Source organism: Kandleria vitulina DSM 20405 (genome assembly GCF_000702065.1).
Lineage (GTDB): Bacteria > Bacillota_I > Bacilli_A > Erysipelotrichales > Coprobacillaceae > Kandleria > Kandleria vitulina.
On the sequence record NZ_JNKN01000054.1, the window covers coordinates 1 to 8,050 of the forward strand.

Annotated in this window: 8 protein-coding genes, 1 rRNA gene and 1 pseudogene; 1 reads left to right on the top strand and 9 read right to left on the bottom strand. The window is 36.0% G+C overall.

The window, feature by feature from the left end; all coding sequences use genetic code 11:
- From T513_RS0109110 to T513_RS0109145, 8 genes are all read right to left on the bottom strand, one after another.
- Positions 1–123: ribosomal RNA gene (locus T513_RS0109110) — 16S ribosomal RNA — on the bottom strand; the annotation flags it as partial.
- Positions 124–378: 255 nt separating this feature from the next.
- Positions 379–936 (bottom strand): hypothetical protein, encoded by a 558-nt coding sequence (locus T513_RS0109115; RefSeq protein ID WP_031589849.1) that lies wholly within the window; start codon positions 934–936, stop codon positions 379–381.
- Between the two features lie 162 nt (positions 937–1,098).
- The gene (locus tag T513_RS0109120) at positions 1,099–2,565 is read right to left on the bottom strand and encodes a PTS sugar transporter subunit IIC (RefSeq protein ID WP_031589850.1); all 1,467 of its coding nucleotides are present in this window, start codon (positions 2,563–2,565) and stop codon (positions 1,099–1,101) included.
- A gap of 193 nt (positions 2,566–2,758) precedes the next feature.
- Positions 2,759–3,301 carry a phosphodiesterase gene (yfcE, locus tag T513_RS0109125; RefSeq protein ID WP_031589851.1) on the bottom strand — a complete coding sequence of 181 codons (543 nt, stop codon included), beginning with the start codon at positions 3,299–3,301 and terminating at the stop codon, positions 2,759–2,761.
- Positions 3,302–3,309: 8 nt separating this feature from the next.
- On the bottom strand, positions 3,310–4,065 hold the full coding sequence (gene xth / locus T513_RS0109130; RefSeq protein ID WP_029071566.1) for an exodeoxyribonuclease III: 756 nt from the start codon (positions 4,063–4,065) through the stop codon (positions 3,310–3,312).
- Positions 4,066–4,094: 29 nt separating this feature from the next.
- Positions 4,095–4,709 carry a GyrI-like domain-containing protein gene (locus T513_RS0109135; protein ID WP_029071565.1) on the bottom strand — a complete coding sequence of 205 codons (615 nt, stop codon included), beginning with the start codon at positions 4,707–4,709 and terminating at the stop codon, positions 4,095–4,097.
- A gap of 103 nt (positions 4,710–4,812) precedes the next feature.
- Complete coding sequence (locus T513_RS0109140; RefSeq protein ID WP_029071564.1) at positions 4,813–5,295, bottom strand: peptidylprolyl isomerase; 483 nt, start codon at positions 5,293–5,295, stop codon at positions 4,813–4,815.
- Positions 5,296–5,299: 4 nt separating this feature from the next.
- A complete protein-coding gene (locus tag T513_RS0109145) occupies positions 5,300–5,554 on the bottom strand; it encodes a hypothetical protein (RefSeq protein WP_029071563.1) in 255 nt (84 codons plus the stop codon).
- Between the two features lie 147 nt (positions 5,555–5,701).
- Between T513_RS0109145 and T513_RS0109150 the strand changes: the two genes are divergently transcribed.
- Positions 5,702–7,765, top strand: a complete 2,064-nt coding sequence (locus T513_RS0109150; protein WP_031589852.1) for an elongation factor G — start codon at positions 5,702–5,704, stop codon at positions 7,763–7,765.
- A gap of 116 nt (positions 7,766–7,881) precedes the next feature.
- Here T513_RS0109150 and T513_RS12250 read toward each other — a convergent pair.
- Positions 7,882–8,050, bottom strand: a pseudogene (locus T513_RS12250) (IS200/IS605 family transposase); the annotation flags it as partial.

An 8,050-nucleotide genomic window follows, 5' to 3' on the forward strand; every position in this document is an offset into this window, starting at 1 on the left:
GGGGCAGGTTACCTATGTATTCCTCACCCGTTCGCCACTGGAATCCGAAGATTCCCGTTCGACTTGCATGTATTAGGCACGCCGCCAGCGTTCATCCTGAGCCAGGATCAAACTCTCCATTGTCTATCAATGGAGCCATCTTTTGGCTCTTGTTAATTGCTTGCTTGTTTTATTTCCGAGTGTTTTCTCACTCATCTATTTGACGTGTTTCTGTTCAGTTTTCAATGTTCAGGCCACTCGGCTCTCGCTGAGTGCTCACTTATATTATCATCACCTCTCCTCTTTGTAAAGCATTTTTTTCATAATTTTTTACAAAAATCTCTCAGATCGCCATTTTGGGCTATTTAGAAGCAAAAAACCTATGGGTTTACCATAGGTTTAAGCACTGCGTCTTCTACGTCTTTCATTTTCTCTACGATCACGTCTAGAAATCTTTCTATAGCGATCAGTATAGCTTTTGACTGTACAGTGAATACGTTTATTGCTTTTTACAACAGCATTTGTAAATCCAGCAGCATCGACAGGGAAATATTTATGTCTTCTTTTTTCCATGTCATAAATTTCGATTGCATGTGGTCTTGTAACAAGGTCAGCTAATCTTGGCACTGGATCAGTTACAATTTCTGCCTTCATGAGATCAAGATGTTTATCCTTAAACCATCTCTTCTTAGAAATGATTTCCTTTTTCTCAATCACATATAGATATGGTCTGCATCCTACAAAGTAGAAAGTCATGATTGCTGCAAAAATAAGCAAAACAATTGCCTGTTTCATTTCTAGATTGAAACTAGCCATTGCAGCTGCATCTGCATTCTTGCTCATATACAAAGCATCACTGATAAATAGCAATGTATGCCAGAATGTATATAGAAGAACCATCCCCAATGTTAAGCCTACAGCCAAATTTCTTCTAGGTTTAAATTCTTGTCTATCCATAATACTTCTCACTTTCCTTTTTACAATTATACATAAATCAAATAGTCATTACAAATTGTTTTGTAAACGTTTTCGCTCGTTATTAAATAAAAAGCGATGGATCATAGATGTGATCCATCGCATGGCAAGCATGTGATTTACATCATCATGCAATTTTCAAAATTAATCTACAGCGTCCTGTTTGTTCTGCTGTCTTTCGTAGATTAATACGAAAGGTAAGTAGATTACAAATGATACTGCAAATACTAATAACTGTGAAACTGCACCCATTATTTTAGCACCAGTTGCCACGTAACCGAAGATTACTGGAGGCATTGTCCATGGTACTTCAAGAACGATCTTAGGACAGAATCCAGTTTTTACTAAGATCCAACCAATGAAGATACATACGATTGGAGCTAAGATGAATGGAATATCTAAGATTGGGTTCAATACAAGTGGAATACCAAATGTCATAGTTTCATTGATGTTGAATAAACCTGGAACTAAAGAGATACCTGCGATAGTTCTGTTTTCTTCACGTCTACCAAATACGAAGATAGCTGCTACTAAACCAAGAGTAACACCTGAACCTCCCCATTCAGCGAACATCTGTAACATTGTTAAGTTCATAACATATGGGATTTCTGACTGTGAAGCTTTTGGTTTAGCTGTGATTACAGCAGTGTTAGCATATAGTAAAGGTCTGAAGATTGGTTCCTTAACGGCTGCTAACATGTTGTTACCATGGATACCAACACACCAGAATAACATAATGACTAAGTACATGAACATGACAGCTACGATGTTATCACCGATAATAGACTGCATTGGAGCCTGTACCATGTTATAGATAAATGCGTTAACTTCTGCACCAGTAGCTAACTGACATACTAAACCGATTGCACCAATTACGATAGAAGCTAAGCAAGTAGGAATTAATACTTCGAATGCTTTAGCAACCCCTGGTGGTACCTGTTCTGGCATTTTGATCTTTAAATGATCATTCTTACGGAAAATGTTATAAATTTCCATACCAACGATAGCTACAATTAAACCAGTGAATAAACCAGTTGCAGCAGTATAATTGCTTAAAATACCCTGATATGAGAAGTTATCAATAGTGATTGTCTGATTGCTTCCAATAGAATCACCTGCTGGTAAACTCTTAGCAGCGCTAGCGATAGCACCCTTAACACCTGCAGTATTGAATAAATCAGCTAATTTAATACTGATTGTATTACCTTTAGTAGATGTTAAAGTAGTAGATAAGTCACCAGCTGCGAAAGAAGTTGGAGTAACCATTAACCAAAGGATAAATCCTAAGACTGCAGGATAAGCTCCTGTTTCACCATTAGCTTCAGCAATTTCAGAAGCTACAAGCATAGTAACACCAATTGTGATACATGAGATAGTTGCATATTGTAATGCAGTAAAGATTGGGTTAAGTACGCTAAGAGCCATGATTGGTTTCCAAAGCTTACCTAAACCTGTCTGGTCATTGACTAATACATTAGTCCACAATACACCAACAGCACCAGAAATAGTTGCTGGCATATAGTTCTGGAACGCGTTCTTGATTGCACCAAGATATTTATTTTGGCCTGCCCAAGCACCGGCACGTCCCATGACATCAGCAAAACCGTCCATATTTTTTCCTCCCTATTAAAATATTTTCGACACCTTAAGTATATGTGTAAGCGCTTGAAAAGTCAATCTCAACTTTTTTCATAAACACCCCATTTTTAAATAATTTCCACAAAAATGACAAAAAAAGCCGATTTAAAGGGAAGTTTTATTTTCACATTCTGAAAACGGTTTCTTTATCAGAAACCGTTTTTTCTTATATTCTGTAGTTGTTTAGTGGAATATCATCCAAATTATACCTTACAAAATGGTGATTCTCATAGATTAAGAACCCCTTTTCTCCCTCTTTTGGTAAGGCGATCGAGGATGGGTTGACCTTGTAGTAGTCCCCCTCTTTTTCAAAGACAGGGACATGGAAATGACCATAAAGATAAACATCACCTTTATGAAGTGGTGGGAAGTTATCTTTATTATAAAGATGACCATGCGTAATAAAGAATGTAAGATCATCTATATTATAAAGAAGATAGTCACTTCTCATTGGGAATTCTAGAACCATCTGATCCACTTCTGCATCACAGTTTCCTCTTACTGCAATAATCTCATCTTTATATTGATTAAGAAGAGTGATGCATTTTTTAGGATTATAGCCTTCAGGTAAATCATTGCGTGGTCCATGATAGAGAATATCACCCAAAATAATCAATTGATTACAGTGATGTTTATTATATAAAGATATAACCTGCTTAAGATCATCATATGATCCATGAATATCTGAAATAATCATGATTTTCTTCATAAGTACACCTATCCTTTCATTATTAAGCCTACCGGGCAATGGTCACTGCCCATGATATCATTATAGATCAGGCTATCTTCTAATTGATTTTTAAGTCTTTCACTGACAATAAAGTAATCAATACGCCATCCAGCATTTCTTTCTCTGGCCTTGAACATATAGCTCCACCATGAATAGGCTCCTTCTTTATCAGGATAGAAGTATCTGAATGTGTCAATATAGCCATGTGATAATAAAGTTGTCATCTTCTCTCTTTCTTCATCAGAGAAGCCTGCGTTCTTATGATTGCTTTGTGGATTTTTTAGATCAATTTCTTTATGAGCAACATTAAGATCTCCACATAAAATGACAGGTTTCTTTTGATCTAGTTCATCAATATAAGCCAGGAAGTCCTCTTCCCACTTCATTCGATAATCTAATCTAGCAAGTTCTTTTTGACTATTGGGTGTATAGCATCCAATAAAATAGAACTGTTCATATTCTAGGGTAATCAGTCTTCCTTCTTGATCATGTTCTTCTATCCCCATGCCATAAGAAACAGATAGTGGTTCTTCTTTTGTAAAGATTGCCACTCCACTATATCCTTTTTTTACAGCACTATTATAGTAAGCATGATAAGTTGGGAAGTCTAAAGCAATCTGGTCTACTTGTGCTTTTGTTTCCTGTATCGCAAAAATATCCGCATTGCTTTCTTCAAAAAACTCTTCAAATCCTTTTTTAACGGCAGCTCTTATACCGTTAACATTCCAAGAAATAAGTTTCATAGTTCCTCCTTGTAAAAAACAGGAAGCATTTATGCTCCCTGTTCCTCAATTGCGTATCGTACGATTGTTTTTAGTTTTTCTTCAGGTACCTTTTCTTCATCCTTCAGATAAATTTCATGATGGAATCCTGTGAGCTTCATATTCTGAATTGTAATGTACTCCATAATCTTTATTGTATCATTGATTTCAGTATTATAAGCACCTTTATGCAATGTCTGTACACATTCACCCTCTTTAAATTTCTTGAGGTAGACATCTACAATATATGGATTATCCTTCTTATTAGCTGTTTCCTGTTTAATTGCTTCAAACGTCTGTTCATCTAAAAGCTTAGGTTGTGCCATCATTAAGGTAAAACGAATCATCTTTTTTCTAGTGACATCAAACTGTGAATTGTCATAAGTATCCCATAAGCCTTCTAAAGGAGAAATAAGATAAATCAAGTCTTTTTCCCTCTTAAAATACTCTCTGATTTCCTGAGATAATATTTTAAGTGCGTGTTTTTTTAATCTAAATTCTTCTACTTTAGGGTTCCCAATGCCATCAATCATAATAAAATTGAATTCAGGGACATCTACAATATCAATACGTTTTGTTGTCGCATCATAGACTTTCTTATATTCTTTACGAATACCTTCTTTCAAAGAAACGACCCCCTTACTTAATACAAATATATTATATAGCTCTTTTTTTATAAAAGCTAGATTTTTAGGAAAACTAGATATATTTTCTTATAATATCGAGATATTATAAGATTCTGATTGTTTTGATTACTACATCTTCAACAGGGCAATCCTGCCATCCTGTTTTTACGTTCGCAATTCTATCTACTACATCTAATCCTTCTGTCACTTTACCGAATGCTGCGTATTCTCCATCTAGATGTGGTGCATCAGCATGCATGATAAAGAACTGAGAAGAAGCTGAATCAGGAACCATTGTTCTTGCCATAGATAAAACACCTCTAGTGTGCTTTAAATCATTCTTTACACCATTAGAAGCGAATTCACCTTTAATAGCACCTGTTTCTTTATTTCTTTTTGATGTATCATATCCACCACCCTGGATCATAAATCCTTTAATGACACGGTGGAAAATTAAACCATCATAAAAATGGTTATTGCAAAGCTTAACAAAATTTTCAACTGTGATAGGGGCAACTTCTGGATAAAGTTCACCTTTCATGATGCCTCCATCTTCCATAACGATTTCAAATGTCTTTGTTTCCATAACCTTACTCCTTATTTTTATTTTTATGTTTCAGATATAACTTTAAGCCTACGACGCATAATACTACAACAAAACATGCAATAATTACAATAGCAATATGGTTCATTTGTTCAAAATGATAAGCTAAAACGACTGTCGCAAGCATCGCTGCAATGTTCATTCCCCCTGAAATCATGAGGTTTGACTGGGTTATAAAATATAATGAACACGCATTTAATACAAATAATCCTATTAATAATGCCACTCCTGTGTAGTCCATATAAGGCGCCTCCTTAAAAACATACCCTATTGTAACATGCTTTTTTGTCTATTTCACCCTTTTCTTTTGAAAGCGTTTTCTTTTAAAAATAAACGTGTTAAAATGTAGTCATGAAGTTTCAAAACATAATGTAAAGGAGATGATATCATGAGAAACTATCACTCCAACGAAATGGGAACAGTTGCGGTTCTTGGTCACTCTGGAAGTGGGAAAACAAGCGTAATTGAGTCCATGGCTTATCGTAGTGGTCAGATAGGCCGTGTTGGTACTATTAAAGAAGGGAATACTTTATCGGATTATGATCAGGAAGAAATAAGAAGACAGTCTTCCTTATCATTAAGTGTTATTCCAGTTGAATGGAATAACTGTAAGGTCAATCTCCTCGATACACCGGGTGCCTTTGATTTCAATGGTGAAATCGAAGCTGCTTTAGCTGTAGCTGAGAGTGCATTGATCGTTGTTCCAGCTACAAAAGGCTTGACCACAGGAACGAAACAGGCAATGTATAAAGCGCATGATAAGGCGCGTATCATTTATATCAACGGCATCGATTATCCGAATGCTGATTATTCCGAAAAGCTAAAAGAGCTTCAGGAAACATACGGTCGTATCATTGCACCTATTCAGGTGCCAATCATGGAAAATAATAAGATGATTGGTTATGTCAATGTCGCAAAGATGGAAGGTAGAATCTTTGAAGGCACACAGACTAAAGCTTGTCCTATTCCTGAAGGAATGGATGATCTTATTGAACCTGTTAAAGCAATGATTGATGAAGCGGTTGCCAATACGAGTGACGAACTGCTTGAAAAATATTTAAATGAAGAACCATTTACAAAAGAAGAGATTTCTCTTGCATTAAGACAGGGTGTTGTCAATAAGTCATTGATTCCGGTACTATGTGGGACTAATCAGATTGGTATTTCAATCATCCTTAATTCAATGGTTGCATTCTTCAGTGCTAGTGGGGATATGAGCAATTCATATATTATCCATAATAATTTAACTGATGAAGATGAAATCGTTGGATTTGATGAAAAGCTTCCTCCTGCATGTCAGGTTTTCAAGACTTACTCTGATCCATTTATTGGTCGTATTTCTTTAGTAAAAGTACTTACTGGTACTTTAAGACCTAATACAACGATGATTAATCAGCGTTCTAAAGGTGAAGAAAAGATTGGTAAGCTTTATATCATGCAAGGAAAGAATACCATTGAAGTAGATGAACTTAATGCTGGTGATATTGGTGCCATCATGAAACTTGATCATACGAAGACAAATGATGTATTATCTTCGCCTCAATTCCCAATTGGAGTAGAGCCAATCAAGTTCTCACAGCCATATTATGGCAAGGCATTAAAACCAATTGGAAAGACAAATGAAGATAAGATTTCTGCTTCTCTTGCAAGATTCTTAGAAGAAGATCCTTGCTTAAGATTTGAGACTAATCCTGAAACAAAGCAGCAGGTACTTTATGGTTTAGGTGATATTCACTTAGATTCAGTGATTTCTCGTCTTAAGAATAAATATAAAGTAGATGTAGAATTAAGTGATGTTATTATCCCTTATCGTGAAACAATCAAGGGAGAAGTCACTCAGCGTACTAAATATAAGAAACAATCTGGTGGTCATGGTCAATATGGTGATGTAGAAATTATCTTTGAACCATCTCATGACTATGATAAGCCATTTGTATTTGAAGAAAAAGTATTTGGTGGCGCTGTTCCAAAGAGCTACTTCCCTGCTGTAGAAAAAGGATTAATTGAAGCTACAAAACATGGGGTATTAGCCGGCTATCCTGTTCTTGGCATTAAGGCTACATTAGTGGATGGTAGCTACCATTCAGTAGATTCAAGTGAACAGGCCTTCAAGACAGCTACACAGATGTGCTTTAAGGAAGGTATTCCTAAAGCTAAGCCAGTACTTCTTGAACCTTATGTCACCATGAATGTTTTCATTCCAGATGAATTCATGGGTGATATCATGTCACACTTTAATAAACATCGTGCTCGAGTAATCGGTCAGGAAATTCTTGATGATAATCTTGTTAAGATTACTGCTGAAGCACCTCAGAATGAAATGATGAACTACGCGATTGACTTACGTTCAATAACACAAGGACAAGGATTCTTTGATCAGAGCTTCCTTGATTATGAATTCATGAATGAACAGCTTCAAGAAAGAGTTATTGCTCAAAGGAATAAAGAATAATAAATATCCTCCGGCATAGCCGGAGGTTTTTCAGTTTCGGGCATAGCCCTGCTCCTACTAGCACGGTACGTAAACCGTACTATTACTTCGTACGGCTCCGCCAACTGCCCGAGCATTTATCTTTTCGTTCTTTTATTTACTCTTTTCTTCTCTATTGTGTAGTCCTTGAACGGATCTTCAAAATCCATTGACAGCTGATCATATTCTCTATCTTCCTTCAATTGATTTTGAATATATTCAGCTATTTTCTTTGTATTCTTTCCAACGGTATCAACATAATATCCT